The organism is Actinomadura sp. NPDC048021 (assembly GCF_040653135.1).
Taxonomy (GTDB): Bacteria; Actinomycetota; Actinomycetes; order Streptosporangiales; family Streptosporangiaceae; genus Spirillospora; species Spirillospora verrucosospora.
The window spans coordinates 1-24,844 of sequence record NZ_JBEZJQ010000037.1 but is presented as its reverse complement, the minus strand read 5'-3'; the positions used below and the strand labels follow the sequence as shown (position 1 = coordinate 24,844).

Genomic DNA, 24,844 nt, shown 5'->3' with positions numbered 1-24,844 from the left:
CCGGCGGGTCCGGGACGCGCGGAAGGGCCCGCCGGTCGACCGGCGGGCCCTTCCCTTCGCCGTCAGGCGCGCGCCGGGCCGTCAGGCGCGCGCGCCGGGCACGGGCCCCTGGACCCAGCCCTGGGACTCCAGGACGGCGCGGAACTCGCCGTAGGAGATGAAGCCGTCGAGGTTGCTGTCCGCCCTCTCGAACCTGTCCTGCGTCTCGGCTCGCGTCCAGGACAGTCCGAGCTCTTCCAGCACGAGCGTGAATTCCATCAGGTCGAGCTTCTCGTCGCCGCCGAGGTCCCCGCGCGTGAACACGGCAAGCAGTTCGTCCCCGGTCGGTCTCGTCGTCATCTCGCTCCTCGTTCAGGTCCGAAGTTGACCCCGCATCATGTCAAACAGGTGTGGGCCGGCCCTAGGAGAAACGCCGCGGGAGGATGCCCGGTTCCCCGGTCAGCCCTCGCCCGTCAGCTCGGGGACGCGGTGGCGGTAGCGCTCCAGCAGCGCGGCGTTCACCTCGTCGCCGCCGGGGACGTTCGCGCTCGTCCAGCGCGGCGGCTCCACGCCGCGCGCCGCCGCCAGGTCGTCGAGGTCGGCGAGCACCCGCGCCCACGCGTACGCGGCGAGGACGGTGGAGACCGCCGCGGTGCGCGGCGCGCCCGCCGGATGCAGCACGTCCCCGGGCGGGACGCAGGTGTCGAGCACGATGGCCGCGTGGTCGGCGAGGGTCGTGTCGGTCCGCGCCGCCGCGCCCCGCGACGCCCGCGCCGACGTCACCGCGACGACCGGCACGCCCCGCGCCTCGCACTCCCGCGCGACCTCCACCGGGTAGGGGTTGCGGCCGCTGGTGGAGAACACCACCGCCACGTCGGGCGGGGCGGGCGCGGCCTTCTCGACCACGGCGCGCCCCACTCCGTCCCGCCGCTCGGCGCGGGTGCTGCGCAGCGCGTGGTCGAGCGGGAAGACGGCCGGGTCCCAGATCGGGCGGACGGCGGCGAGGCCCCCGGCCCGGTAGAACGTCTCGAACACCATCGCCAGGGAGTGCCCGGCGCCGGCGACGTGCACGATCCCGCCGGCCTCGATCGCGTCGAGGAGCAGGGCGGCCGCGTCGCCGGCAGCCCCGCCCGAGGTCGAGTCGAGGTCGTCGAGCAGGGAGCGCACCCTGGCGGGGAACCCCGAGGACGCCGCGTCAGGCATTCGGCAGAGCCTCCTTCAGGATGCGGGCGAGGTCGTCCTCGCCGGAAGCGGCGCGCAGGCGGTCGGCGAGTCCGCCCGACAGCGCGCGCGCCAGCCCGGACAGGGTGCCGACGTGCGCGTCGGGGTCGGGCGTGCAGAACGCCAGCAGCAGGTCGACCGGGTCGTTGTCGGGATGGCCGAACTCGACGGGCCCGGCCAGCCGGGTCACGCCGACGCCTACGGCCAGGCCGCCCTCCTCGGGGCGGGCGTGGACGAGCGCGAGCCCCTTGGTCAGCACGATGTACGGGCCGTTCTCCTCCACCACCCGGACGCACGCCTCCGGGTAGCCCGCGCCCGCCGCGCCCGCGGCGACCAGGGCGGAGGCCGCCGTGCGGACGGCCTCCCGCCAGTCGCCCGCCGTCGCCCCGTCCGCCGCGGCCACGATCGTGCCCGGCGCGGCGGCCCCGGCGGCCGCCCCCTCGGAACGGGCCGTCACGAGAGCCAGCCCTGCTCGGTGAGGCGCTCCCTGAGCTGGGCCTCCAGGCCCTCCTTGTCCAGGAAGTCGCTGATGGTGATCACCACGGGCGCCAGGTCGGCGATCTCGCCGGTGTGCATGCCCTGGCCGATCACCACGTCGGGCGACATCCCGCGCGCCGTGGACACGTCGGTGTTCTCCACCCGGGCGTCCACGCCGAGCGAGCGCAGCGCGTCCTCGGCGGTCATCTTGAGCATCAGGCTGGAGCCCATGCCGACGCCGCAGACCGCGAGGATCTCCAGTTGCCGGTCCAGTGCCATGTCGTCCTTCTCTCCTCGTAGGGACGGTCGGGCCCGCGCGGACGTCCGGCGGGCCCTGCGCGGTCCGTCAGGCCTCCGCGGGGGCCGCGCTCTCGGGCGCCGCCGCCTCCTCTTCCGCCGCCCGGCGCTTCTCGGCCCGGCCGAGGAGCAGCAGGGTAGTGATCATCGCGCCGACCGCGACCGCGGGGACGAGCCAGATCGAGTTGCCGCCGACGACCGGGTCCGCGGCCTTCAGCAGCCAGCCGATCGCGTACCAGTCGGGGTCGGCGAGCGTCGCCAGCTCGGGCGCGGTCCGCTCGTACAGACCCCAGGTGACGGCCTGCCCGACGGCGAGGATCAGCCCGGTGACGACGCCGCCGAGGACGGCGCCGCGCCAGCCCGCCACCACGTTGCCGAACAGCGCCGCCGCGCCGCCCACGAAGAACAGCATGATCATGGGCGGGGCGAGGGTGAACCAGCCGGCGCCGGCGAACACGCCGAGGCAGACCAGGAACACCACGGTCGACGAGACGAACCCGACCATGACGGCGGTCGGCGCGACGGGGAAGACGGTGGGCGCGTCGAGCGCGGGGCGGGTGCCCGGGATGACGCGGTCGCTGAACCCCTTGAACGCCGGGACGATCTCACCGAGGAACATCCGCACGCCGAACAGCAGGATCGCGATGCCGCCCGCGAAGCGCAGGCCCACCAGGATCGCCCACACCCACGGCGACAGCTTGTCGTCCATCTCGGCCGCGGCCTTGGCGACCACGCCGTGGTCGGCGAACGCGACCCCGACCAGCATGATCACGGTGATGATCAGCGCGGTGCTGACGTTGACGTCCTTGAAGAACGACAGCTGCCGGGGCAGCTTCAGCTTCTCGGTGTCGTGCTTGTCGCGGCTGCCGAGCGGGCGGGCCGCGTAGCCGGTGATCAGGCAGGCGAGCGAGCTGGTGTGCGCGAACCCGAACCGGTCGTCCGGCATGACGCGGCGCATCAGCGGGCGCATCCACAGCGGCTGCAGCGTCCAGTACGCGGCGACGAACCCGGCCCCGCAGAGCACGAGCGTGAGCTGGTCGGCGCCGGGCGCGATCGTCACCAGGGAGGCGACGGTGACCGTGCTGATCCAGAACATCAGGTGGCCGGTCAGGTACAGGTACCGGGCCGCGGGGAAGAGCCGCACGACCAGCACGTGCGCCAGGAACGCGACCGTGATCACCAGCGCGATCGTCCCGCCCTGGTCGGCGAGGAAGTCGGCGAGGGTGTTGTCGGCCTTCGGCGGCGTGGTCCCCATCGCGCTGGCGAGCACGGTCTGGAAGCTCGTCAGCCCGCCGGTGAAGACCTCGATGCCGATGAACAGGATGACCACGCCGATCGTGGCGCGCAGCGCCCCGGCGAAGACGTCCTCGAACCGCTTGCGCTGCAGGAGCAGGCCCGCCAGCGTGATGAGCCCGATGAGGATGGGCACCTGGCCGAACACGTTGTCGGCCAGGAAGGTGAGGATGTCCTTGATGACGTCCATGGTGAACTCGCCTCACATCTCGGGGGATGGGTGGTGCGCTGTCGCCCCCGTCAGCGCGGACGGACGATCGTGCGCCCGGGACGCGGCGCCCGGGCGTGCGGTCAGTGGTTCGGTGGTCGCAGGTCCAGTTCCAGCCGGTACCGGTCGCCGCGGTAGAGGGACCGGACGTACTCCAGCGGCCGGCCGTCCGCGTCCCTCGTGATCCGCTCGAACAGGAACGCCGGCATGTGCACCGGGACGCCGAGCTCGGAGGCCTCCTCGGCGGTGGTGACGGTCGGCTCGATGGTCTCGGTGCCCGAGGCGATCACGACGCCGTTGCCCCGGAGCAGGTCGTAGAACGACCGCCCTTCCAGGTCGCTCCGCCGCAGGTCCGGCATGAGCGCCCGCGGCAGGTAGAGGGTCTCGATGGCCATGGGGGCCTCGTCGGCCAGCCGGAGCCGCCGAATGGTAAATACCTCTTCGACGGGCGACAGGGCCAGCCGGCGGCCGATCCGCGCCCCCGCGGTCTCGGTGCGGAACGACAGCACCCTGCCGCCCGGCTTCATCCCGCGCCTGATCATGTCCTCGGTGAACGAGGTCATGGTCAGGGACACGGCGATCCGGGGTTCGGCCACGTAGGTCCCGCTGCCGTGCCGCCGGTCGAGCAGGCCCTCGGCCACGAGCCCGTCGATGGCCTGGCGCAGCGTCGGCCGCGAGACGCCGAGGTCCTCGGCCAGCCGGCGCTCGGACGGCAGCGCGTCCCCAACGTCCAGGCCGTCCAGCATCGCCAGCAGCTCGCGGCGCACCGCCTGCCGTTTCGTGCTCGCGGCCGGGCCCTCACCGGCGGATGGCACGCCTGTCACCTCCTTTGACGCGGTTCCTGTCGTCGCACACGGTATGTCCCATTATGGCGACTGGTCAATACCACTTTGGCGATGTTTGCCGTGGTCATGGCCGGAGGGCCCGAACTACCGTCTCGGCAGGTCGGCAGACGGTGCCGATCACGACCGTGTCGACGCCGCGCTCGCGGCGGCGAGGAAGGCGGCCAGATGAGGAAGCTCGTGCGCGGCGCAGTGGCGCTGGCCCTGCCGATGCTCATGCCGGCGGCGCTCAGCGCGGCGCCGGCCCAGGCGGAGGCGGGCCGGCCGGGGGCGAGGGACGGCTGGAGGCTGGTGGCCTCCGAGCCGTTCGACCGGCGCATCGACGACGCGAAGGTTCCCTGGAGGCCGGACGGCGACGGCCCGTCCAGTCCGTACGACGTCGATGTCTACGACAACGACGGCGCCTACTTCGACACGATGGGCGGCCCGGCCTTCCGGACGCAGCTCGCGAAGATGAAGACCTACCGCAAGTCGTTCACGTTCGGGAAGCGCGGCTGGCTCACCGCCGAGCTGGCCGCCCGCGACGCCGACGGGGACGGCAGGCCGGACGCGCCGCCCACGCTCACCTCCGGCAAGGGCGTGGCCCGGCTGGACGAGCCCGCCCACCAGGCGGGCGTCGTCATCCGCTCGACCCGCGACCTGCCCGCCGAGTACCGGGTGGAGATGACGCTGCGCGGGCTGGACTTCGGGGGCCGGCGGAACGGGTCATGGGACTACCCGGACGGCCGGGTCAACGGCTACTCGCCGGAGGGCTGCAAGACCAACTTCCCCTGGGCGTCCGGCGGCGACTACGCGCGGCCCGAGTGCGAGTGGGCCGACGTCCGGACCGACTCCAACGGCTTCTACTACATGTCGATCATGGACTACCGGCAGGTGGCGCCGCACAACAACGTGTTCGTCCACGGCCATCGCAAGGTCGCCATGGACGGCTACAACCGCTACAAGTACACCGGCAAGGGCCTGCTGTACTGCAACCCGGCCACCGGGCAGTACGAGCCGTACTCCGCCGGGACGGGCAACGGCGTCAACGCGATCTTCATGACCGACGACCGCCGCTACCCGACCATGCCGGGCACCGAGTACCTCATGGAGAGCGAGTGCGGGCTGCGCAAGGGCGGCGCCATCGTCTCGACCGTCGACCTGAGGCCCGAGCTGCTGCCCGCCGAGCCGTACACGTTCGCCGTGGAGCGGCGCGACGGCGCCTACACGATGGAGATGTCCGGGGTCTTCGCGCACGTGGGGAAGGCGACCCTGCGCTACACGCGCTCGTTCGTCCAGGACGGCGAGCCGATCTGGCACTACAACCAGAAGCCCGGCGAGTACGACGGCCGGTTCAACGCCGACTGGACCTGGACGGGGCCGGGCGGCACCCTCGTCGACCGCGACACCTGGCCGGCCGGGTCCGCCTACCCCGACCGGTTCATGATCGGTGACCCGCACATGAACTTCTACGAGGGCTCGGCGCAGGTGGACGACATCCGCCTGTACGTCCCGCGCTAGCGGACCGGCGGCCGCCCGGCCCGGCGACGGCGGCGCCGCCGGTCAGGCGGTCGCCGCCCCGGCGCGGTACTCCTGCGGGCTGACGCCGTGCTCGCGCTTGAAGGCCGTGCTGAGCGCGAAGGCGTTGCCGTAGCCGACCCTGCGGGCCACGGCCTCCAGCGTCGCGTCCGTCTCGCGCAGCAGGTCGGCGGCCTGCGCGAGGCGGACGCCGGTGAGGTAGGCCATGGGCGGCTCGCCGACCAGCTTCGCGAACCGCTGCGCCAGCGCCGCGCGCGACACCCCGACCCCGGCCGCGAGGTCCGCGACCGTCCAGGGATAGGCCAGGTCGTCGTGCAGGAGCCGGAGCGCGGGGCCGACGACCGGGTCGCCGTGGGCGCGGTACCAGCCCGGGGCGGCGGCGTCCGGGCGGGAGAACCAGGCGCGCAGGGTCGCGATGAGCAGCAGGTCCAGGAGCCGGTCGAGGACGACGTCCTGGCCGGGCTCGTCCTTGCCGATCTCCTCCTGGAGCACGGCGACGAGCGGCGACCTCCACGTGTCGCCCCGGACGACCGCCATCGCGGGCAGCGAGGCCAGCAGCCGCTGCGTGACGGCCCCGCGCATCTGGTAGGTGCCGACCAGCATGACCGCCGGCCCGTCCGGGTCGTTGCCCCAGGCGCGGACGCCGAGGTCCATGGCCTCCGACAGGCTCGTGCCGTCCGGGGTGGTGCAGCGCTGGCCGGGATGGATGACGATCTGCGGCGCGGTCGCCGGGTCGTCGCTGACGGTGTAGGCGTCCGGCCCCCGGAAGATGACCATGTCGCCGGGGCCGACGCGCTGGGGATCGCCGTCGTCGGGGACCAGCCAGGCCTCGTCCCTGACCATGGAGAGCAGGGTCAGCGGCGCCTCGTCCTGGATCCGGAGCGACCAGGGCGGCGCGAGGGTCGAGCGCAGCATGAACGCTCCACGCGCGCGCGGACCGTCGAGGAGTTCGGCCAGGGCGTCCATGGAGGCCAGCGTAGACGCTGGCGTATGCGGGCGAGCGTCTCGACCATGGTGGCCGGAACCGCCCGGCTGTTGACTTCAGGGCATGACGAACAGCGAATCCGGAATCATCGAAAGCGGCCTCACCCTCGTCCTCGGCGGGACCGGCAAGACCGGCCGCCGCGTCGTCGAGCGGCTGGAGGCCCTGGACCTCCCCGTGCGGATGGGCTCGCGGTCGGCCTCCCCGCCCTTCGACTGGGAGGACGAGTCCACCTGGGCGCCCGTCCTGCGGAACGTCGAGAACGTCTACCTCTGCTACTACCCCGACCTGGCCGTTCCCGGCGCCCCCGACGCCATCCGCGCGTTCACGGGTGCGGCGGTGGACGCGGGCGTGCGGCGCGTGGTCCTGCTGTCGGGGCGGGGCGAGCCCGAGGCGCGGGACTGCGAGCGGATCGTCCAGGCGTCCGGCCTGGCCTGGACGGTCGTGCGGGCGAGCTGGTTCGCGCAGAACTTCAGCGAGGACTACCTGCTCGACCCCGTGCGGGCCGGGGAGGTCGTCCTCCCGGCGGGCGAGGTCCCGGAGCCGTTCGTGGACGCCGACGACATCGCGGACGTCGCGGTCGAGGCGCTCACCCGGGACGGCCACGCCGGGCAGGTGTACGAGGTCACCGGGCCCCGGGCGCTCACGTTCGCCGAGGCGGTCGCCGAGATCGGCCGCGCCGCGGGACGCGAGGTCGCCTTCGTTCCCGTCGGCGCGGAGGAGAACGCGGCGGCCCTCCGGGAGCACGGCGTGCCCGAGGAGGTCGTCGGCCTGCTGACCTACCTGTTCACGACCGTGCTGGACGGGCGCAACGCCCGGCCCGCCGACGGCGTCCAGCGGGCCCTCGGCCGCCCGCCGCGCGACTTCTCCGAGTACGCGCGCGAAACCGCCGCCAGCGGCATCTGGAACCACTGACCTGAGGACCGGACGACATGAAATTCTCTCTCGCGGGCGTCTCGGCGACCCTCTCCATCATCATGGCGGCCGGGATGGCCGGAACCTTCTTCGGCTTCTCCACCGGCGTCATGCCCGGGCTGAACGCGGCGCGGCCCGCTTCGGCGATCGACGCCATGCAGGGCATCAACCAGAGGATCCAGAACCCGGTCTTCGTGGCGATGTTCCTCCTGGTGCCGGTTCTGGCGGCGGCGGCGGGGGTGCTGCTGCTCACCCTGGACCAGAAGTCGGCGGCCCTGCTCTTCTTCGCCGCCGCCGGCCTGTACTTCGCGGGCGCGCTCATCCCGAGCTTCGCGGTCAACATCCCGATGAACGACGTCCTGGACGGCGTCGCGATCCCGAAGGACGCGGCCGAGGCGGCGAAGATCTGGTCGGACTACTCCGGCCGCTGGACGGCGTGGAACACCGTCCGCGCGGTGTTCAGCTGGGCGAGCCTCCTCGCCATGAGCCTGGCCGTCTACGTCTGGGGCAGGAACAACTGACCGATCTGACGCACCGGCGGGGTCCGTGCTCCGGCAAGGAGCATGGACCCCGTTTCCATGCCTCCCTCAGCCGTTCCTTCTGAGCCATCCGGCCCTTTTTAAAAGCGCCACCCCAGAGGGGTGCGGCACAGCTCTCGGCCTTCCGGAGACGCACGGAGGCGGCTGTGGGCGAAATGCGCCGCGACCACCAAGAATGCTGTACTCTGCCGAAGCGGAGACGCTCTGACGAACACTTCGAAGTCCTCTTGTCGTCTCGGACGGCGAAAGGCGGTTCCTCAGGGGCGGCTCGTGACAACCAAAAGAAGGAGGGATGATGGGCGACAGGTTTTCGCAGCTTGTCGCTGCAGAAGATTTGGCTGCTACAAGAGAGCTCCTCGAACGCGACCCTGATCTGGCTCACCGACTTCGCTCGGTCGCCCTGGAGAAGGCCGGCGCACTCAGCGGTTTCTACCACCATAACGTCCGGGTGGGAAACCTGATGTGTCGCTTCCCTGCCGCCGGGGCGGACAATCTGGATCGGCGTACTTATGAGGAGAACGACGTGTTGCGGGCCATTCAGCCCTATCTGGGCCGAAAGGCGTCCCACCTGGTCTACGAGGGGCAGGGGTGGTCCGTACACGCGTACGAAGAAGGCCGAGTCCTCCACGAACTCTCGCCACCGGGTCGGCCGGTGCCGAGGCTCGTTCTCGACGACACGGTGGACCTGTTCCGCAGGTTGACCGATGTGCCGTTGGGGGACATGCGGTTGCCGCCCTGGTGGCCGGAAGACGGCGATTCGGTGGGATTCGGATTGCGCAGGGCCATCCAGGCGTCGGTCGCCCAATGGAAGTCGACCCGCTGGTTCGGCAGGGAGTTCGACTTGCTCGGGCTTCCTCTCCAACCGCATCGGGCGATGGTGGGCCGCTTGACGAAGCTCACTCCCCGGCCGTTTCAGCTCCTGCACAACGACATGCACCGTGGGAACATCATCGTGCGTCCCGACGGTCACGCGGTCTTCGTGGACTGGGAATTGGCGACGATCGGGGACTGGGTGTACGAGGTGGCGACCCACCTGCACCTCATGCGCTACACCGAAGGAGACCGGCAGTATCTTTTGGAGCGCTGCCTCGAAAGGATGCCGCCCGCCTCCACCGAGGGGTGGCAGGCGGATCTGGAGACCTATCTGGACCTCAACCGGATCCAGTCGGCCGTCAACGACACCGTCCGTGTCATCCATAAGATCAGGAAGGAGCGCCTGTCGCCCGCCGAGAAAGGGGAAATGGTCCTGGCCCTGACCGGAACGCTCAACACGGCCGGTCGGATCTGGGGCATGGAGAAGGTACTCTCCCCCGACGAGGTGGCCGCCGCGGTTCAGGCCGGCGTCGTCGGAGAGTAGCAGGGGGCGCCGGGAGAAACCGCCCGGTCCCTGTTCGACCCACGCTGCGCCCTCACTCGCATGGAAATGAGAGTGGGGGCGTAGATGCCCACGGAGGTGCGGCCCGCGCGGGCCCGGGGCTTACCATCGGCGGATGGGCGGCGTCTACGCGATCAGCGACCTGCACGTGGGGTTCCCGGAGAACCGCGCGTTCGTCGAGGGCCTGCGGCCCGCGTCCGAGGACGACTGGCTGATCGTGGCGGGCGACGTCGGCGAGCGCTTCGCCGAGGTCGAGTGGACGCTGCGCACCCTCGCCGAGCGCTTCGCCGCCGTGCTGTGGGTGCCCGGCAACCACGAGCTGTGGACCATCAAGGACGACCCCGTGCAGCTGCGCGGTGAGCCTCGCTACCGCCGGCTCGTCGAGATGTGCCGCGGCCTGGGCGTGCTGACCCCCGAGGACCCCTATCCCGTCTGGGACGGCCCGGACGGCGCCGTCACCGTGGCGCCGCTGTTCATCCTGTACGACTACACGTTCCGCCCCGACGGGACGTCCAGCAAGGAAGAGGCCCTCAAAGCCGCGCACGAGGCCGGTGTCGTGTGCACCGACGAGGTCTACCTGCACCCCGACCCGTATCCCGGACGGGACGCCTGGTGCGACGCCAGGATCTCCTACACCGAGCAGCGCCTGTCCGCCCTGGAGCCGGGGACGCGGACCGTGCTCGTCAATCACTGGCCGCTCGTCCGCGAACCCACCCGCGTCCTCTGGTACCCGGAGTTCGCCCAGTGGTGCGGCACCGAGCGCACCGCCGACTGGCACAGCCGGTTCGGCGCGGTGTCCGTCGTCTACGGGCACCTGCACATCCCCCGGACGATCTGGACCGGCGAGGTTCCGCACATCGAGGTGTCGGTCGGCTACCCGCGCGAATGGCGCGAGCGGTCCGACGCGCCGCGCGGCCCCCGCCGCGTCCTGCCCGTCCCCGAGACGGACTGACCGGCTACCGGCGGGCCGCGCTTCTAGCGGGCCGCGCCCGGCGCCACGCCGGCGGCGGCGAGCGACAGCAGCCGGGCCGCGGCGTCCGGGTCCCGCTCGGCGACCGTCGCGATCGCGCCCGCGAGCCTCAGCACGTCGCCGAACGCCGCGCCGGCGGGCGCGTCCCCGGCGCGCTGCGCGCGGACGAGCAGCGCCTCGCCCGCCTCCGACATCGCCGCGCGGGAGCCGGAGGGGTCGAGCCGGGGGTCGCGCAGCGACACCATCGCCGAGGCCGCCATGCCCGGGAAGGCGGTGATCTCAGAGACGAACGTCCGCAGCCAGGCCAGCAGGGCCTCGCCGGAGGACGGGGAGTCCAGCAGGTCGCGGGCGGACGCGGCCAGCCCGGCGTAGACGTCGGCGAGCAGCGCCTCCAGGAGGTCCTGGCGGGTGGGGAAGTGGCGGTAGAGCGTGCCGATGCCGACGCCCGCGAGCCGCGCGACGCCTTCGAGCGAGGCGCCCGCCCCCTGGCGCTGGAAGGTCTCCCGCGCCGCGGCGAGCAGCCGCGCGCGGTTGCGGCGAACGTCGGCCCGAACGGGGCGCGCCTTCGGCGTGTCGTCGCTGGTCACCTGGGTCGTCGATCCTTCCCGGGGATGGAACGGGCCTGCGGCGATCGGGAGGATCCGCGGCTTTGGAACGGTCCCTCAATCCTATCCGCGCCGGTGCCCGGACCTGCGCCGAGAGGGCCCCGAACGCGGCCGGGCCCGCCGCGCACGGGTGCACGGCGGGCCCGGCCGCGTCTCCGCGTCCGGCCCGGGTCAGGCGTCGGCGGGGGAGACGGGGAGGTTCAGCCGGCCGCCGCCGGCCCTGAACTCCTCGGCCTTCTCCCGCATCCCGGCGGCGAGGGCCTCCGCGTCGGCGAGGCCGCGCTCGGCCGCGAACCGCCGCACGTCCCGCGTGATCTTCATGGAGCAGAAGTGCGGCCCGCACATCGAGCAGAAGTGCGCGGTCTTGGCCGGCGCGGCCGGGAGCGTCGCGTCATGGAAGGCGCGCGCGGTGCCGGGGTCCAGGGACAGGTTGAACTGGTCCTCCCAGCGGAAGTCGAACCGCGCCTCCGACAGCGCGTCGTCCCACGCCTGCGCGCCCGGATGGCCCTTGGCGAGGTCGGCGGCGTGCGCGGCGATCTTGTATGCGATCACGCCGGCCTTGACGTCCTCGCGGTCCGGCAGCCCGAGATGCTCCTTCGGCGTGACGTAGCAGAGCATCGCGGTGCCGTGCCAGCCGATCATCGCGGCGCCGATCGCCGAGGTGATGTGGTCGTAGCCGGGAGCGATGTCGGTGGTCAGCGGCCCGAGGGTGTAGAACGGCGCGCCGTCGCACCACTCCTGCTGCAGGTCGACGTTCTCCTTGATCTTGTGCATCGGGACGTGGCCGGGGCCCTCGTTCATCACCTGGTTGCCGAACCGCGCCGCGATCCGCGTCAGCTCGCCCTGGGTGCGCAGCTCGGCGAACTGGGCCTCGTCGTTGGCGTCCGCGACGGAGCCCGGGCGCAGCCCGTCCCCCAGCGACCAGGTCACGTCGTAGGCGGCGAAGATCTCGCACAGCTCCTCGAAGCGGGTGTAGAGGAAGTTCTCCTCGTGGTGCGCCAGGCACCAGGCCGCCATGATCGATCCGCCCCGCGACACGATCCCCGTCTTGCGCCGCGCCGTCAGCGGCACGTAGGACAGCAGCACCCCGGCGTGGACGGTCATGTAGTCCACGCCCTGCTCCGCCTGCTCGATCACGGTGTCGCGGAAGACCTCGTAGGTGAGCTCCGCCGGGTCGCCGCCGACCTTCTCCACCGCCTGGTACAGCGGGACGGTCCCCACCGGCACGGGCGAGTTGCGCAGGATCCACTCGCGCGTGGTGTGGATGTCGCGGCCCGTCGACAGGTCCATGATCGTGTCGGCGCCCCAGCGGGTCGCCCACGTCATCTTCTCGACCTCGTCCTCGATCGAGGACGCGACGGCCGAGTTGCCGATGTTGGCGTTGACCTTGACGAGGAAGTTCCGCCCGATCACCATCGGCTCGATCTCGGGATGGTTGACGTTGGCGGGCAGCACCGCGCGCCCGGCGGCCAGCTCGTCCCGGACGAACTCCGGCGCCACGCCCTCGCGCAGCGCGGCGAACTCCATCTCCGGCGTGATCTCCCCGCGCCGGGCGTAGGCGCGCTGCGTCACCGCGCCGCCGGTGGCGCGCCGCGGCCGCCGCGGCAGGGCGCCCTCGCCGTCGGCCTGGGGGAGGCGCCCGCCCGCGCCCGGGGGGAGCGCGGAGGGCGACGAGCGGCGCCCGTCGTCCTCGGGGCGCGCCGCCCGCCCCTCGTACGGGGCGGTGTCGCCGCGCTCGGCGATCCAGGCCTCCCGCAGAGGCGGCAGCCCCCTGCGCACGTCGGTCTCCTGCTCTGGATCGGTGTACGGCCCGGACGTGTCGTACAGGACGACGACGTCGCCGTTGGTCAGCGGCACCTCCCGCATCGGGACCCGGATCTCCGGGCGGGAGCCCTGGAGGTAGGTCTTGCGGGCAGCGGGAACCACAGGTTCGGTCATGACGACTCGATCTCTCCCTACGCCGGCATTACCCGGTCAGGTTCATGCGGTCAGCGGCCGTCCCAGCCGCTATCTCAGCCCGGTTCGCCGGGCCCCCGCGATCTGTCGCCACGACGTTAACCCGGGCAGCCCCGGTTGCCGCAACCGCCGCCCATGGGCTAGAGCGCGCCCGCGCGGAGGTCGCGCGCGGGGATCGCGACGGGCAGGGCCAGGACCAGAGTGCGGAGGGGGTCGGGGGCGGACGGCGACCGCTCCAGCTCCACCCGGGCCTCGGCGTCGCCGATGATGCGCAGCGTGGCCGAGCGGCGGCCGTCGACGCCGGTGACGACGCGGCCGTCGCCGGTGGCGCGGGTGGTGCCGAGGAGCATCCCGCCGGCGGTGTGGAAGGACGGCTCCCGCAGGCCGCGCACGAATCCGAGAGGGCGGCCGTCCGCGTCGAGGACGCGCACGCGGTCGCGTCCCGGCAGCCGGGACGGACCCCGGACCACCAGCAGCGCGGCGGCGTGGGGGTCGCGAAGCACGATGGTCCGCCTGCCGCGCCGGCCGCAGGCCACGGCGAGCACCGCGCCGCCGTCCCGGTCGCGGTACCGGCCCGCGCCGTCCACGACGATGCGGCGGGCCCCGGCCAGGGCGCCCGCCGCGGGCGGCGGGACCTCCCGGCCCTCGTCGTCGACGACCCGCCAGGCGGCGCTGAGGCGGTCCGCGGTCGCCGTCCGGACGGCCGGAAGCCATCCGGACGGCAGCGACGCGCCCCTGAGCAGGGTCACCGCGTTCCCGTCGACCTCGGCGACGGCCTCGACGCCGGGCGCCCGCTCCGGGTCGACCCAGAGCGTCCACACCGGGTCGTCGACGGGCCACCTGATCCCGACCGCCTCCACGGCTCCGGCCGGGACGGCCGCCTCCCGCCCACTGCGGCGGAGGGTCACCCCCTGCTCGCCGATGGTCACGATGAGGCGGGCCCGGTGGAGCCGGGCCGCCCCGATGTGGGCGGCCCGGGCGGCGAGCAGGCAGCCGCCGCCGCAGAGCAGCAGGGGCCGGCGGGCACTCTCCGGGTCGAGCGGTCCCGTACCGGGGCGGGCCGCGAGCAGGAGGGCCGCGCCGGCCGCCGGCGCGGCGGTCAGGACGCGGAGCGGCCATCGGTAGGCCCGCGCGCCGAGCGTCATCCGGAGCCCGGGCGGGGGGACGGGCGGCGGGGGGACAGCAGGCGGGGGGACGGACAACTGTCGGCCCTTCGTGACGGGGTTTGCAGAACTATAGGGCGGGCCTCCGGCCGCGCAGGGGGCGCCGAAAGGACCAGTCGCGCGGGGGCGCGGGCCGCGGCGCGAAGATCGCGTGCGTGGGGGAGAATGGGCGCGTGCTGACGGTGCCCCGGGTCGAGGTGACGGTGAAGGACGCCCTGGCGGCGTCGGCGCTGGCGGGAGCCGCGGCCGTCGCCGCGGTGCTGTGGCCCGGCGTCCGGGGCCTGGACGCGCCCGGCGCGGCGCTCCTGGTGGCCGCGCACGTCCCGCTCGCGGTGATCCGGCGGTGGCCGACCCCCGGCCTGCTGGCACTGGTGGTCCTGGTGCTGCCCTACCACCTGGCGCAGTACCAGCACCACGCGCTGGTGCCCGCCGAGGTGATCGCGCTGTTCGCCTACGCGGTGCTCGGGCGCCGGGTGCGGATCGTCCTCGGCGTCGTCGGCTGCCTGCTCGCCGTCTGCGTGGTCGGCGCGGCGATGCGGGCGGGCGGCGGATCCCTGCGCGAGCAGATCGCCGTCATCGAGGCCGTGGTGTCGGTCGTCATCGCCGTCCAGGTGTGGCGGGTGCACCGGGCGCGGCTCGCGACGATCACCGAGCGGGCCGAGCGGGCCGAGCGCACCCGGGAGGAGGAGGCGCGCCGGCGGGTCGCCGAGGAGCGCCTGCGGATCGCCCGCGACCTGCACGACCTGCTCGCGCACAGCATCACGCTGATCGGCGTGCGGGCCGGCGCCGCGGCCCACCTGGTGCGCGGGGACCGGCCGCTCGACCGGGAGGAGCTGGCCGACGCGCTCGCCTCCATCGCCTCGACGTGCCGGGACGCGCGGATCGAGCTGCGCGGCACGCTCCAGGTCCTGCGCGGCACCGACGTCGGCGCCCCCGAGACGCTGCCGGGCCTCCACGCCCTCGCCGGCCTCGTCGACGCGGCGCGCGGCGGCGGGATCGACGTCGACCTGCGGGACGGGGACGTCGGGACGCCGCCCCCGGAGACGGGGGTCGCGGCGTACCGGATCGTCCAGGAGGCCCTGACCAACGTTGTCAAGCACGCCGCCGCGAGGCGCGCGACGGTGAGCCTGGAGCGCGACCGCGGGAGCCTCGTCGTCCGGGTCGCCGACGACGGCCGGGGGCCGTCCGGCGGCCCGCCCGAGGGGTTCGGGATCCTCGGGATGATCGAGCGGGCGCGCAGCGTGGGCGGGACGTTGGACGCGGGGCCGGGGGAGTCCGGCGGGTTCGTCGTCACCGCCGTCCTCCCGCTGGAGAACGCAGCCGCGCCCCACCGGGCGTGACGCGCGCCCCCGGGAGGCGCCGGCGGCGCCCGCCCGCCCGAACCCTCCCGACTTCCGACGCCGACACCGCCGGGGGGCTTTCCACCCCTTACGGATAGGGTCAGGATCAAGGGGACCAGGGGAGGCGACACGTCGGTGAGCACTTTGCAGGAGGCCCCACAGGACCGGATCTTCACGGTGCCCAACATCCTGAGCCTCGCCCGGCTCCTGGGCGTCCCGCTGTTCCTGTGGCTCGTCCTGGTCGAGGCGGACTGGTGGGCGCTCGGCCTGCTGGTGTTCGCGGGCCTGTCGGACTGGCTGGACGGGAAGCTGGCTCGGGCGTTCAACCAGACGAGCAAGCTCGGCATGGTCCTCGACCCGGCCGCCGACCGCCTCTACATCCTGGCCACGCTCGTCGGGCTCACCATCCGCGACATCATCCCGCTGTGGCTGGTGCTCGCGCTCGTCGCCCGCGAGGTGTCGATCCTGCCGATCGCGCCGATCGTGCGGCGGCTCGGGTACGGCGGCACGCTGCCCGTGCACTTCATCGGCAAGGCGGCGACGATGTGCCTGCTGTACTCCTTCCCGCTGCTGCTGCTCGGCGACCACGGCGGCGCCGCGGGCACCGCGGCGCGGGTCGTCGGATGGGCCTTCGCCGTCTGGGGGACGGCCCTGTACTGGTGGGCGGCGGTCCTCTACTGGGAGCAGACGCGGCGGCTGGTGCTGGCCGGCCGCGGCGCCCCGCCCCCGTCCTCCGGACCGGGCGGCGAGCCCGGGGCGGGCGATCCGGGGGCCGCGGAGGGGCCGGGCGCGGAACCGCCGGCCGGCGGCCAGAAGGGAGCTGAGACCCCCCGATGAAGGCCGTCGTGATGGCGGGAGGCGAGGGGACGCGGCTGCGTCCGATGACCGCCAACCAGCCGAAGCCCCTGCTGCCGCTGGTCAACCGGCCGATCATGGAGCACGTGCTGCGGCTGCTGAAGAGGCACGGGTTCGGTGAGACCGTCGTCACCGTCCAGTTCCTGGCCGCGCTGATCCGCAACTACTTCGGCGACGGCGAGGAGCTCGGCATGTCGCTGAGCTACGCGACCGAGGAGGTCCCCCTCGGCACCGCCGGCAGCGTGAAGAACGCGGAGGAGGCGCTGCGCGACGACCGCTTCCTGGTGATCTCCGGGGACGCCCTCACCGACATCGACCTGACCGACATGGTGCGGTTCCACGAGCGCAACGACGCGCTCGTCACCATCGGCCTCAAGCGCGTCCCGAACCCGCTGGAGTTCGGGATCATCATCGTGGACGACGCGGGGCGCGTGCAGCGGTTCCTGGAGAAGCCCACCTGGGGCCAGGTGTTCTCCGACACCGTCAACACCGGCATCTACGTGATGGAGCCGGAGGTCCTGGAGCACGTCGCGGAGGGCGAGCCGGTCGACTGGTCCGGGGACGTCTTCCCGAAGCTGCTCGCCGAGGGCGCCCGCCTGTTCGGGTACGTGGCCGACTGCTACTGGGAGGATGTCGGCACCCACGAGAGCTACCTGAAGGCGCAGGCGGACATGCTCTCCGGGCAGGTCGGCATCGAGCTGGACGGCTTCGAGATGTCGCCGGGCGTGTGGGTCGCCGAAGGCGCGGAGGTGGACGCCGAGGCCGTCCTCAAGGGGCCGCTCTACATCGGCGACTACGCGAAGGTCGAGGCGGGGGTCGAGCTGCGCGAGTTCACCGTGCTCGGCAGCAACGTCGTCGTCAAGGAGGGCGCCTTCCTGCACCGAGCGATCGTCCACGACAACGTGTTCGTCGCGCCGTCCACGAACCTGCGGGGCTGCGTGGTCGGCAAGAACACCGACATCATGGCGGGCGCCCGCGTGGAGGAGGGCGCCGTCATCGGGGACGAGTGCGTCATCGAGGCCGAGGCGTACGTGTCCAGCGGCGTGAAGGTGTACCCGTTCAAGACCATCGAGGCCGGCGCCGTCGTCAACACCAGCGTGATCTGGGAGTCGCGGGGGCAGCGCAACCTGTTCGGGCCGCGGGGCGTCTCCGGCCTCGTCAACGTGGAGATCACCCCCGAGCTGGCGGTGCGGCTCGCCTCCGCCTACGCGACGACGCTGAAGAAGGGCACGACCGTCGTCACCGGACGGGACGTCTCCCGCGCCGCCCGCACCCTCAAGCGCGCGGTGAACAGCGCGCTCACCGCCAGCGCCATCAACGTCCAGGACCTGGAGGCGACGCCGCTGACCGTCGCCCGGTTCGAGACCGGCCGCGAGGACAGCGTCGGCGGGATCTACATCCGCACCACGCTCGGCGACCCGCAGGGCGTCGACATCCTGTTCCTGGACGCGGACGGCGCCGACCTGTCCCAGGGCGCGCAGCGCAAGCTGGAGCGCGTCTTCGGGCGGCAGGAGTACCGCCGCGCGTTCCCCGGCGAGATCGCCGAGCTGACCTACCCCCCGCGCGTCGTGGAGACCTACACCCGCGACCTGCTGCGCCGCGTCGACATCCGCGGCGTCCGCGAGGCCGGACTGAAGATCGTCCTGGACTGCGCGGGCGGGGTGGCCTCGCTGGTGCTGCCGAACCTGCTCGGCAAGGTCGGCGTGGAGGTCCTCACCCGCAACGCCGGGCTGGACGAGGCCAACCCGACCGAGACGCTCGCCGAGCGGATGCGCGACCTGGAGCGGCTCGGCGAGCTGGTGTCCTCGTCGCGGGCCGCGTTCGGCGTCCGGTTCGACTCGGTGGGGGAGCGGATCTCCCTGGTGGACGAGAACGGCGAGCTGGTCGGCGACGACCGGGCCCTGCTGGTGATGCTGGACCTCGTCGCGGCCGAGCGGCGGGGCGGCAAGGTGGCGCTGCCGGTGACGACGACGCGGGTCGCCGAGCAGGTGTGCCGGTTCCACGGCGTGCAGGTCGAGTGGACCTCCACGTCCCAGGACGTGCTGACCAAGGCGGCCGCGCAGCCGAGCGTGGTCTTCGCGGGGGACGGGCGCGGCGGGTTCCTGATGCCCGAGTTCAGCGGCACCGTGGACGGCATCGCGGCGTTCGTCCGGCTGGTGGGCCTGGTCGCGCGGACGCGGCTGACGCTGTCGCAGATCGACCGCCGCATCCCCGACGCGCACCTGCTGCGCCGCTCCGTCCCGACGCCGTGGGCGGCCAAGGGGAGCGTCATGCGGCACGTCGTGGAGGCGGCGGGGAACCGGACGCTCGACACCACCGACGGCGTGCGCGTGGTGGAGGGCGACGGCCGCTGGGTCCTCGTGCTGCCCGATCCCGCGGAGGCGGTGACGCACCTGTGGGCCGAGGGGCCGGACGCCGACACCGCCCAGGCGCTGCTGGCGGAGTGGGCCGCCGTCGTCGAGCGCGCGGGCTCCTGAGCGTCCTCAGCAGCGTTCGCGGGGCCTGAGGCCGGTCCGGTCGGGTTCCCGGTCGGCGTAGCGCGCGCCGAGGAACGCGATGAGGTGCTCCACGTCGGCGACGTTCGACACGAGGCCGAGGGACGCCCTGACCGCGCCGCCGCTCGGCAGCCCGAGCACGCCCAGGTAGTCGTCGAGCGTCCGCATCCGCAGGCGGGCGGTCCGGCGCAGGGCGTGCTCGGGGATCTCGAAGGCGCCCTCGCCCGCGCCGGGGTTGCAGAAGCAGCCGGTCCGGATCGAGATGCCCGCGGCGGCGGTGTCACGGGCCACGATCCGCTCGTCCACGACCGCGCCGCGGCGGTCGAGCACGTTGAACGCGACGGTGCCGCCGCGCCCGCCGGCGCCCTCCGGCCCGTACACCCGGACCAGGGGGGAGCCGTCGGCGTGGCGCAGGTCCCCGAGGCGGCGAAGGAGCAGCGAGGTCAGGCACCCCACGCGGCGCTGGACGAGGTCCATGCCGATGCCGCCGACCCAGCGGATGCCGAACTCCACGTCGGGGATGGACAGGAAGTTCAGGGTGCCGTCCTCGAACGCGGTCTCGTCGGGCGCGAGCACGTGCCAGCCGCCGAGCGCGCTGACCGCCTGGATCGTCCCGCCGGCGAACCAGGGGCGGCGCAGCCGGGCCAGGGCGTCCCGGCGGGCGACCAGGCTGCCCACGCCGGTCGGGTACCCGAACACCTTGTACCAGCTCACGGGGACGAAGTCGGGCCGGACCCGGCTGAGGTCGAGGCGCCCGGCGGGCGCGAAGGCGGCCGCGTCCAGCAGCACGTCGTAGCCGTGCGCGTGGGCGAGGTCGACCCAGCTCAGCGGGTGCCGGACGCCGCTGAAGTTGCTCTGCGCGGGAAAGGCCAGCAGGCCGCCGGCGCCGCCCAGCGCCGCGGCGAGGTCGGCCTCGCGGACCCGCAGGTCGGGCCCGCGGACGGGCACGTGGGCGACCTCGGCTCCGCGCGCCCTCGCGAACTCCCTGATCCCGTTCACCGAGTTGTGGTTGTCGCCGGTGAGGACGAGGCGCCCGCCCCGCTCGAACGGATAGGCCTCCCCGACGAGGCGGCATGCGCCGGTGGCGTTGTGCGTGAACACCACCGCGTACTCCTCGGGGGAGGCGTTGAAGAACGCCAGGACCGCCCGCCGGGCCCGCTCGACGAGGGCCGTGGAGGCGCTGGAGGTGGGGTTCTCCGAGTGCGGGTTCCCGAAGCAGCGCCCCGCGAGGCGCTCGGCGTGCGCGCGGATCTGCGCGGCGGCGGCGACGCCCGAGCCGGTGTAGTCCAGGTACGTCTGCTCGTCCAGGTAGGCGTACTCGGCGGCCCGCAGCTCGTCCAGCGGTCGCGTCTCCGCGTAGCCGGGCATGAGGTCGACGTCATAACTGGACGAAGCGCTCAAAATGTACCCCCGTATGCAAAAGCCGCATTCCTCATTAAACGGTCAGGGACGCGCCGGAGGTGACGCAAGAGCGCCGTGGTGTCCTTAAATGGCCTATGGGGAAGGGGTTTTATGTCCTCCGGGTGAGGACCAGGCAGGCCCCTGCCAGGAACAGCGCCGTGAACCCGCCGAGCAGCGCCCAGTCCACGGCCGGCGACCGCGAGAACGTGTCACCGTAGGAGGCGAGCAGGGGTGGCCCCAGCGGCGAGCGCCCGCTCGCCCAGAGCCGCTCCACCCCGAGGCTGTGCCCGAGGCCCTCGAAGGCCCACCGGTTGGACATGGCGCAGCTCAGCCACCGTCCGGGCGCCGCCATCACCGGGACGGGCAGGATCGCGCCCACGAACAGCACCTGCGGGAAGCAGAGCATCGGCAGCGCCATCGTGGCCTGGGCCGGGTCGGTGACGGCCGCCGACACGAGCAGGCCCAGCGCGAGCGCCGCCAGCGAGCACAGCAGCAGCGTGACGAACAGTTCACCGTACGTCCCCCACCCCGCCGCGGGCAGCCGGTCCAGGACCCGCAGGACGCCGAGCACCAGCGCGTCCACCACGGCCAGCAGCGGCAGCAGGACGGTCGCCTTCGCCAGTACGTAGGGCGCGATCCGCAGCCCGGCGAGCCGCTCCCGCCGCAGGACCGGCAGCTCGCCGCAGATCTGCGGCAGCCCGTAGGTCAGGCCGAAGAAGAACCCCCCGAAGGCGATCCAGAAAAGGATCATCACCGTCGCGGCGGGGCTGGGGGACTCCGGCGAGAAGGCCCCCGGCCGGAACAGGACCGCGAACATCGCCAGCACCATGAGCGGCGACCCGAGCAGCACCGCGAGCGTGAGCCGGTTGCGGGTGATCAGGTCCAGGTTGCGCCGGGTGAGCAGAGCCCACTGCCGGAACGCGGTGACCGCCGGGCCGGTCTCCGGCCCTGACGCCGACGCCGACGCCGGGGCCGGGGGTGCGCCGCGCCCGCGCGCGCCGAACCGGCCCGTCCACTCGCGCGACTCCCCTTCGGCCAGCCGCAGATAGATGTCCTCGATCCGGTCCGCCTGGAACCGCTCTCGCGCCTCATCCGGTGCTCCGTAGAAGACCAGCCGCCCGTCCTGGGCGAGGACGGCCACCCGGTCGCACACCAGGACGTCCGGCGGATGGTGCGTGGTGATCACCACCGTGGTCCCCGAGTCGGCGAGCCCGCGCAGCAGCCGCATCAGGTCGGCCGAGGTCGCCGGGTCGAGGCCGGAGGTGGGCTCGTCCAGGAAGAACACGCGGGGCCGCGTCAGCATCTCGACCGCGATGCTGGCCCGCTTGCGCTCGCCGCCGCTCAGCGACCCGACGCGCTGCCCGGCCCGCGCGGTCAGCGCGAGCGCCTCCAGGACGCCGTCCACGGCGCGCTCGGCGCGCTCGGGGGGCGTCCCCGCGGGCAGCCGCAGCCCCGCCGCGTACCGCAGCGTGCGCCGCAGCGGCATCTCCAGGTGCACGATGTCGTCCTGCGGCACGTAGCCCAGCGAGCCCGCGGCCGGGCCCGCCGCGCCGCCGTCGTACCTGACCTCGCCCTCGGCGGGCGGCCGGACGCCCGCGATGGCGTCCAGCAGGGTGGTCTTGCCCGCCCCGCTGCCGCCGATGATCGCCACCAGCTCCCCGGCGCCGATCGACAGCGACACCTCCCGCAGCGTCCGCCGCCCCCCGGCCGCTCGCTGCCCCACCTCGCGGACCTCGATCATCTGTCCTCCCGCCGGGCGACCCCACCCCGACGATGGACGATCTTCCGATGCGCGTCCAGCCGCCGGATCCGGTCAGTCGGGGGCGTCGTCGTCGGGGTCCCCCGCGGCGATCCCGGCGAGCGTCCGCAGGGCGCAGGCGAGGACGTCCGGCGGCGGGGACGCCAGGCCGATGCGGACGGCCCGCGGGGCGGCGGCGCCCCCCACGACGAAGGCGGCGGCCGGGGTGACGGCGATGCCGCGCCGGGCGGCCGCCGCCACGAACGTCTCGGCCCGCCACCGCTGGGGCAGCTCCCACCAGCAGAAGTACGAGCAGGGATCGGACCGGACGGCCGCGCCCTCCAGGCACCGGGCCGCGATCCGCTGCCGCGACGCGGCGTCGGCGCGCTTGGCCCGCACGACCTTCTCGACCGTCCCGTCGGCGATCCAGCCCGCCGCGGCCTCCAGCGCGAACCCCTGCGGGCCCCATGCTCCGGAGCGCAGCGCGGTGGCGACGCGCCCGGCGAGCGCCGCGGGCGGAACGGCGAAGCCGAGGCTCAGACCGGGCGCGAGGCGCTTGGAGAGGCTGTCGACCAGGACGGTGCGGTGCGGGGCGTGCGCCGCGAGCGGCTCCGGCCCGCCGTCCGGAAGGAACGCCCAGACGCGGTCCTCCACGGCGTGCAGGCCGAGCCGCTCCAGCGCGCCGGCCAGCTCGGCGCGGCGCCGCTCCGGCATCGTGGTCCCGCGGGGGTTGTGCAGCGTCGGCTGGACGTAGACGCCGCCCAGCGGCGCGGCGCGATGGGCCTCGGCGAGCGCGTCCGGGCGCAGGCCGTGCTCGTCCATCGCGATCGGGACCGGCGTCACCCCGAGCCGGGCCGCGATCCCCTTGATCACCGGATAGGTCAGCGCCTCCACGCCGAGCCGGCCGCCCGCGGGCACGAGCGCCGCCACCGCGCCCGCGACGGCCTGCCGGCCGTTCCCCGCGAACAGCACGTCGGAGGGAGCGGGCTGCAGGCCGGGCGAGGCCAGCAGCGCCGCCGCGGCCTCGCGGGCGGCGGCGGTCCCCGCGACCCCGGCGGGGCCGAGCGCGGCGGCCAGGACGTCCGGGCGGCGCAGGCGCTCCAGCCCCTCGGCCAGCAGGGCGCTCAGGCCCGGCGCCACGGGGTGGTTGAGCTCCAGGTCGACGCGCGCGGCGGCGGGCTCGGCGAGCGCGGGCCCCGGCGGGCGCTCGGCGGCGCGGACGAAGGTCCCGCGCCCGACCTCGCCCACCACCAGGCCGCGCCTGGCCAGCTCGCGGTACACGCGGTTCGCCGTGGAGCCCGCGATGCCCCGGCGCCGGGCGAAGGCGCGCTGCGGCGGCAGCCGCTCGCCCGGGCGCAGCCGCCCCGCCGCGATGTCGGCGGCCAGCTCGTCCGCGACCCGCCGGAAATCGTCCACCTGAACCCCACATTGCACCGAGAACAATTCTCTTATTGCACCGAGGATACCCCGACTTCTACTCTTGGAGAACTTCGAGTCGTCTGGAGCGCAATGATCTCGTTCGGGGCCGTCGCGGCCATCGCCCTGTTCGCCCTCGGCCTCGTCCTCACCCCGGGGCCCAACATGATCTATCTGGTGTCGCGGTCGGTGACGCAGGGCCGCCGCGCCGGGCTGATCTCGCTCGGTGGCGTCGCCGCGGGGTTCCTCGTCTACGTCGCGGCCGCCACCGCGGGCCTCACCACGGTCTTCACGCTCGTGCCGCCCCTCTACACCGCGATCAAGCTGGCCGGCGCCTGCTACTTGCTGTGGCTGGCGTGGCAGACGCTGCGGCCCGGCGGCACGACCGCCTTCACGCCCGCGGACCTGCCCGCCGACCCGCCGCGCCGGCTGTTCACCATGGGCCTGGTCACCAACCTGCTCAACCCCAAGATCGCCGTCCTGTACGTGTCGCTGCTCCCGCAGTTCGCCGACCCCGGGCGCGGCAGCGTCGCCGTCCAGATCCTGCTGCTCGGCGCCGTCCAGGTCGTGATCGCCGTCACCGTCAACGCCCTCATCGTGCTCGGCGCCGGCTCCATCGCCGCCTTCCTCGCGCGCCGGCCCGGCTGGCGGCGCGCCCAGCGCTACCTGATGGGCTCGGTGCTGGCCGCCCTCGCCGTCCACATCGGCCTGCGCCCCGCGACCGCCTGACCCGCCGCCCCGCGCCGGACCTTGCCATGATGGGCCGGTGATCTCACCTGAGGACGAGCCCGGCGGCCGGGAGCCCGACGGGCGGCCCGAGGGCCGGGGGAGGCCGCCCGACCGGCGCCCCGACGCCTCCATGTCGCTGCTCGCCGACCTGTTCGCCGGGCGGCGCCTCGACCCCGGCTACGCCGAGGCCGCGGCGCGCAAAGCCGCCTCCGGGGCCGGGAGGCGGCCGCGGGGCCTCCGGGGCGCCGGCGTCCTGCTCGTCCTCGCCCTCACCGGGGCCCTGGCCGCCGTCGCCGGCGTCGAGGTGCACCGCAGCGAGCCGGTGGCCGCCGAGCGGCACTCCGAGCTCGTCGACCAGATCCACGCCCGCACCGCCGAGACCGACGCCCTGCAGCGCCGGCTCGACCTGCTGCGGGCCGACACCGAGCGCCGCCGGGCCGCCGCGCTGGCCCGCAGCGCCGAGGGCCGCCGCGTCCGCCGGGAGGTGGCCGCGGCGGGCGCCGCGGCGGCCGCCGCGCCCGTCGCCGGCG

At 73.8% G+C, this 24,844-nt stretch carries 23 protein-coding genes and 1 riboswitch; of the genes, 10 read left to right on the top strand and 13 right to left on the bottom strand.

Annotation, left to right across the window (positions count from 1 at the left end; all coding sequences use genetic code 11):
• Positions 1-81: 81 nt before the first annotated feature.
• From AB0C87_RS39060 to AB0C87_RS39035, 6 genes are all read right to left on the bottom strand, one after another.
• Complete coding sequence (locus AB0C87_RS39060; RefSeq protein ID WP_345186766.1) at positions 82-339, bottom strand: EF-hand domain-containing protein; 258 nt, start codon at positions 337-339, stop codon at positions 82-84.
• A gap of 99 nt (positions 340-438) precedes the next feature.
• Complete coding sequence (locus AB0C87_RS39055) at positions 439-1,182, bottom strand: sugar isomerase domain-containing protein (protein WP_353835868.1); 744 nt, start codon at positions 1,180-1,182, stop codon at positions 439-441.
• A complete protein-coding gene (locus AB0C87_RS39050) occupies positions 1,175-1,657 on the bottom strand; it encodes a PTS sugar transporter subunit IIA (RefSeq protein WP_345186762.1) in 483 nt (160 codons plus the stop codon). The genes AB0C87_RS39055 and AB0C87_RS39050 overlap by 8 nt, the downstream gene beginning before the upstream one ends.
• A complete protein-coding gene (locus AB0C87_RS39045; RefSeq protein WP_185024408.1) occupies positions 1,654-1,956 on the bottom strand; it encodes a PTS sugar transporter subunit IIB in 303 nt (100 codons plus the stop codon). The genes AB0C87_RS39050 and AB0C87_RS39045 overlap by 4 nt, the downstream gene beginning before the upstream one ends.
• Positions 1,957-2,023: 67 nt before the next feature.
• A complete protein-coding gene (locus tag AB0C87_RS39040; RefSeq protein ID WP_353835516.1) occupies positions 2,024-3,457 on the bottom strand; it encodes a PTS transporter subunit IIC in 1,434 nt (477 codons plus the stop codon).
• A 101-nt stretch (positions 3,458-3,558) separates the two neighbouring features.
• Positions 3,559-4,290, bottom strand: coding sequence for a GntR family transcriptional regulator (locus AB0C87_RS39035; protein WP_360581708.1), 732 nt, complete (start codon positions 4,288-4,290; stop codon positions 3,559-3,561).
• Positions 4,291-4,485: 195 nt separating this feature from the next.
• Here AB0C87_RS39035 and AB0C87_RS39030 point away from each other — a divergent pair, with 195 nt between their 5' ends.
• Complete coding sequence (locus tag AB0C87_RS39030; protein ID WP_360581707.1) at positions 4,486-5,817, top strand: hypothetical protein; 1,332 nt, start codon at positions 4,486-4,488, stop codon at positions 5,815-5,817.
• A gap of 42 nt (positions 5,818-5,859) precedes the next feature.
• Here AB0C87_RS39030 and AB0C87_RS39025 read toward each other — a convergent pair whose 3' ends face one another.
• Positions 5,860-6,801, bottom strand: a complete 942-nt coding sequence (locus AB0C87_RS39025) for an AraC family transcriptional regulator (protein WP_360581706.1) — start codon at positions 6,799-6,801, stop codon at positions 5,860-5,862.
• A gap of 82 nt (positions 6,802-6,883) precedes the next feature.
• Between AB0C87_RS39025 and AB0C87_RS39020 the strand changes: the two genes are divergently transcribed.
• The 4 genes from AB0C87_RS39020 to AB0C87_RS39005 all read left to right on the top strand — a co-directional run bounded on the left by AB0C87_RS39020 (position 6,884) and on the right by AB0C87_RS39005 (position 10,598).
• A complete protein-coding gene (locus AB0C87_RS39020; protein ID WP_345186747.1) occupies positions 6,884-7,732 on the top strand; it encodes an NAD(P)H-binding protein in 849 nt (282 codons plus the stop codon).
• A 17-nt stretch (positions 7,733-7,749) separates the two neighbouring features.
• Positions 7,750-8,253, top strand: coding sequence for an anthrone oxygenase family protein (locus AB0C87_RS39015; RefSeq protein WP_345186745.1), 504 nt, complete (start codon positions 7,750-7,752; stop codon positions 8,251-8,253).
• A gap of 310 nt (positions 8,254-8,563) precedes the next feature.
• Complete coding sequence (locus AB0C87_RS39010; protein ID WP_345186743.1) at positions 8,564-9,628, top strand: aminoglycoside phosphotransferase family protein; 1,065 nt, start codon at positions 8,564-8,566, stop codon at positions 9,626-9,628.
• 133 nt (positions 9,629-9,761) lie between these two features.
• On the top strand, positions 9,762-10,598 hold the full coding sequence (locus AB0C87_RS39005; RefSeq protein WP_360581705.1) for a metallophosphoesterase: 837 nt from the start codon (positions 9,762-9,764) through the stop codon (positions 10,596-10,598).
• Between the two features lie 23 nt (positions 10,599-10,621).
• Here the strand turns inward: AB0C87_RS39005 and AB0C87_RS39000 are convergent, their stop codons facing one another.
• The 3 genes from AB0C87_RS39000 to AB0C87_RS38990 form a co-directional block, all read right to left on the bottom strand.
• Positions 10,622-11,203 carry a TetR/AcrR family transcriptional regulator gene (locus AB0C87_RS39000; RefSeq protein WP_360581704.1) on the bottom strand — a complete coding sequence of 194 codons (582 nt, stop codon included), beginning with the start codon at positions 11,201-11,203 and terminating at the stop codon, positions 10,622-10,624.
• A gap of 189 nt (positions 11,204-11,392) precedes the next feature.
• Positions 11,393-13,159, bottom strand: a complete 1,767-nt coding sequence (gene thiC / locus AB0C87_RS38995; RefSeq protein ID WP_345186737.1) for a phosphomethylpyrimidine synthase ThiC — start codon at positions 13,157-13,159, stop codon at positions 11,393-11,395.
• Positions 13,155-13,268, bottom strand: a riboswitch (TPP riboswitch). Its footprint overlaps the gene before it by 5 nt.
• 49 nt (positions 13,269-13,317) lie before the next feature.
• A complete protein-coding gene (locus tag AB0C87_RS38990; protein WP_360581703.1) occupies positions 13,318-14,322 on the bottom strand; it encodes a hypothetical protein in 1,005 nt (334 codons plus the stop codon).
• A 191-nt stretch (positions 14,323-14,513) separates the two neighbouring features.
• Here AB0C87_RS38990 and AB0C87_RS38985 point away from each other — a divergent pair, with 191 nt between their 5' ends.
• From AB0C87_RS38985 to AB0C87_RS38975, 3 genes are all read left to right on the top strand, one after another.
• Positions 14,514-15,680 (top strand): sensor histidine kinase, encoded by a 1,167-nt coding sequence (locus tag AB0C87_RS38985; protein WP_345186732.1) that lies wholly within the window; start codon positions 14,514-14,516, stop codon positions 15,678-15,680.
• Between the two features lie 135 nt (positions 15,681-15,815).
• The gene (locus tag AB0C87_RS38980) at positions 15,816-16,517 is read left to right on the top strand and encodes a CDP-alcohol phosphatidyltransferase family protein (protein WP_345186729.1); all 702 of its coding nucleotides are present in this window, start codon (positions 15,816-15,818) and stop codon (positions 16,515-16,517) included.
• Complete coding sequence (locus AB0C87_RS38975) at positions 16,514-19,012, top strand: mannose-1-phosphate guanyltransferase (protein WP_360581702.1); 2,499 nt, start codon at positions 16,514-16,516, stop codon at positions 19,010-19,012. The genes AB0C87_RS38980 and AB0C87_RS38975 overlap by 4 nt, the downstream gene beginning before the upstream one ends.
• A 6-nt stretch (positions 19,013-19,018) precedes the next feature.
• Here AB0C87_RS38975 and AB0C87_RS38970 read toward each other — a convergent pair whose 3' ends face one another.
• The 3 genes from AB0C87_RS38970 to AB0C87_RS38960 all read right to left on the bottom strand — a co-directional run bounded on the left by AB0C87_RS38970 (position 19,019) and on the right by AB0C87_RS38960 (position 23,585).
• Positions 19,019-20,431: an aminotransferase class V-fold PLP-dependent enzyme gene (locus tag AB0C87_RS38970; protein WP_360581701.1), complete on the bottom strand. Its 1,413-nt coding sequence runs from the start codon at positions 20,429-20,431 to the stop codon at positions 19,019-19,021.
• A gap of 109 nt (positions 20,432-20,540) precedes the next feature.
• Positions 20,541-22,172 (bottom strand): ATP-binding cassette domain-containing protein, encoded by a 1,632-nt coding sequence (locus tag AB0C87_RS38965; protein ID WP_360581700.1) that lies wholly within the window; start codon positions 22,170-22,172, stop codon positions 20,541-20,543.
• A 72-nt stretch (positions 22,173-22,244) separates the two neighbouring features.
• Complete coding sequence (locus AB0C87_RS38960) at positions 22,245-23,585, bottom strand: PLP-dependent aminotransferase family protein (RefSeq protein ID WP_360581699.1); 1,341 nt, start codon at positions 23,583-23,585, stop codon at positions 22,245-22,247.
• 93 nt (positions 23,586-23,678) lie between these two features.
• Here AB0C87_RS38960 and AB0C87_RS38955 point away from each other — a divergent pair, with 93 nt between their 5' ends.
• Positions 23,679-24,314: a LysE family translocator gene (locus AB0C87_RS38955; protein ID WP_360361176.1), complete on the top strand. Its 636-nt coding sequence runs from the start codon at positions 23,679-23,681 to the stop codon at positions 24,312-24,314.
• A gap of 37 nt (positions 24,315-24,351) precedes the next feature.
• Positions 24,352-24,844 (top strand): hypothetical protein (locus AB0C87_RS38950; RefSeq protein WP_360581698.1); only part of this gene is annotated, 493 nt, incomplete at its 3' end.

What these genes read in the sequence shown, in the direction of transcription:
- AB0C87_RS38955 (WP_360361176.1), top strand. Translation starts at nt 23,679, where the DNA reads ATGATCTCGTTCGGGGCCGTCGCGGCCATCGCCCTGTTCGCCCTCGGC.
- AB0C87_RS39010 (WP_345186743.1), top strand. Translation starts at nt 8,564, where the DNA reads ATGATGGGCGACAGGTTTTCGCAGCTTGTCGCTGCAGAAGATTTGGCT.
- AB0C87_RS39045 (WP_185024408.1), bottom strand. Translation starts at nt 1,956, where the DNA reads ATGGCACTGGACCGGCAACTGGAGATCCTCGCGGTCTGCGGCGTCGGC.
- AB0C87_RS39015 (WP_345186745.1), top strand. Translation starts at nt 7,750, where the DNA reads ATGAAATTCTCTCTCGCGGGCGTCTCGGCGACCCTCTCCATCATCATG.
- AB0C87_RS38965 (WP_360581700.1), bottom strand. Translation starts at nt 22,172, where the DNA reads ATGATCGAGGTCCGCGAGGTGGGGCAGCGAGCGGCCGGGGGGCGGCGG.
- AB0C87_RS38975 (WP_360581702.1), top strand. Translation starts at nt 16,514, where the DNA reads ATGAAGGCCGTCGTGATGGCGGGAGGCGAGGGGACGCGGCTGCGTCCG.
- AB0C87_RS39025 (WP_360581706.1), bottom strand. Translation starts at nt 6,801, where the DNA reads ATGGACGCCCTGGCCGAACTCCTCGACGGTCCGCGCGCGCGTGGAGCG.
- AB0C87_RS39055 (WP_353835868.1), bottom strand. Translation starts at nt 1,182, where the DNA reads ATGCCTGACGCGGCGTCCTCGGGGTTCCCCGCCAGGGTGCGCTCCCTG.
- AB0C87_RS39005 (WP_360581705.1), top strand. Translation starts at nt 9,762, where the DNA reads ATGGGCGGCGTCTACGCGATCAGCGACCTGCACGTGGGGTTCCCGGAG.
- AB0C87_RS39020 (WP_345186747.1), top strand. Translation starts at nt 6,884, where the DNA reads ATGACGAACAGCGAATCCGGAATCATCGAAAGCGGCCTCACCCTCGTC.
- thiC (WP_345186737.1), bottom strand. Translation starts at nt 13,159, where the DNA reads ATGACCGAACCTGTGGTTCCCGCTGCCCGCAAGACCTACCTCCAGGGC.
- AB0C87_RS39060 (WP_345186766.1), bottom strand. Translation starts at nt 339, where the DNA reads ATGACGACGAGACCGACCGGGGACGAACTGCTTGCCGTGTTCACGCGC.
- AB0C87_RS39040 (WP_353835516.1), bottom strand. Translation starts at nt 3,457, where the DNA reads ATGGACGTCATCAAGGACATCCTCACCTTCCTGGCCGACAACGTGTTC.
- AB0C87_RS39030 (WP_360581707.1), top strand. Translation starts at nt 4,486, where the DNA reads ATGAGGAAGCTCGTGCGCGGCGCAGTGGCGCTGGCCCTGCCGATGCTC.
- AB0C87_RS38990 (WP_360581703.1), bottom strand. Translation starts at nt 14,322, where the DNA reads ATGACGCTCGGCGCGCGGGCCTACCGATGGCCGCTCCGCGTCCTGACC.